General features: G+C 63.9%; 1 pseudogene. It reads left to right on the top strand.

Annotation, left to right across the window (positions count from 1 at the left end):
* Positions 1-50: 50 nt before the first annotated feature.
* Positions 51-1,264, top strand: a pseudogene (locus ACZ5VQ_RS49315) (IS3 family transposase); the annotation flags it as partial.
* Between the last annotated feature and the right edge of the window lie 67 nt (positions 1,265-1,331).

Here is a 1,331-nt window from a genome sequence, read left to right on the forward strand (position 1 = left end):
TGAACCGCCCCGTGTTCGTTAGAGACTTGATTCCGTGAAAGGATTGAGTCATGGCACGTCCTTCCTCCTATCCCGCTGAGCTGCGTAAACGAGCGGTCCGTATGGTCGCCGAGGTCCGTGGTGACTATCCGAACGAGTCGGCGGCCTTGAGGGCAGTCGCCCAGAAGCTCGGGATCGGTTCGGCCGAGACCTTGCGGAACTGGGTGAAGCGGGACGAGATCGACTCCGGTCGGCGGCCAGGGACGACCACGGAGGAGTCCGCGCAGATCAAGGCGATGAAGAAGGAGATCGCCGAGCTGAAGCGGGCGAACGACATCTTGAAGGCTGCGGCGAGTTTCTTCGCGGCCGAGCTCGACCGGCCACACACATGCTCGTAGCGTTCATCGACGAGCACCGGGCCCGCTTCGGCGGTGTCGAGCCGATCTGCCGCGTGCTCACCGAGCACGACTGCAAGATCGCCCCTTCCACCTATTACGCCCACCACAAACGACTCCAGGCCCCGTCGGCCCGCACCGTCCGCGACACCGAACTGAAGCCGCTCATCTGGCACATCTTCGAGTCCAACTACCGTGTTTACGGAGCCAGGAAGGTCTGGCGTGAGCTGCACCGACAGGGCCACGTCGTGGCCCGATGCACCGTCGAACGCCTGATGCGCGAGCTGGGCGTCACCGGAGCCGTCCGCGGGAAGAGGATCATCACCACGATCGCGGACAGTTCTGTGGAGCGGGCGCCGGACCTGCTGGACCGCAACTTCGTCGCGCCCGCCCCCAACCGCTGCTGGGTTGCCGACTTCACCCACGTCAGCACATGGTCGGGAGTCGTCTACGTCGCCTTCGTCGTCGACACCTTCTCCCGCCGCATCGTCGGCTGGTCCGCCGCTCTGTCGAAAGAGACGCGGCTCGTCCTGGACGCGCTGGACATGGCCCTGTGGCAACGCGACCGCGACGAACAGCCGTACCAGCGCGGCGAGTTGATACATCATTCCGATGCCGGGTCGCAATATACGAGTTTCCGGCTCGCCGAGCACCTGGACGCCGCCGGCATCGCGGCATCGATCGGCTCGGTCGGCGACGCTTACGACAACGCCCTCATGGAGTCCACGATCGGCCTGTTCAAAACCGAGCTGATCAAGCCCGGACGGCCCTGGCGAAACCTTTCCCAGGTCGAACTCGCCACCGCCGAGTGGATCGACTGGTACTGCCACCGCCGACTCCACGGTGAAATAGGGCACATCCCACCCGCCGAACACGAGACCAACTACTACCTCACCAGCAAAAAAAACCCAGGTCACAACCACAAGCTGAGATCTCTACCGAACCCGGAACGGCTCA

This window comes from Streptomyces sp. NPDC033178 (assembly GCF_055577685.1).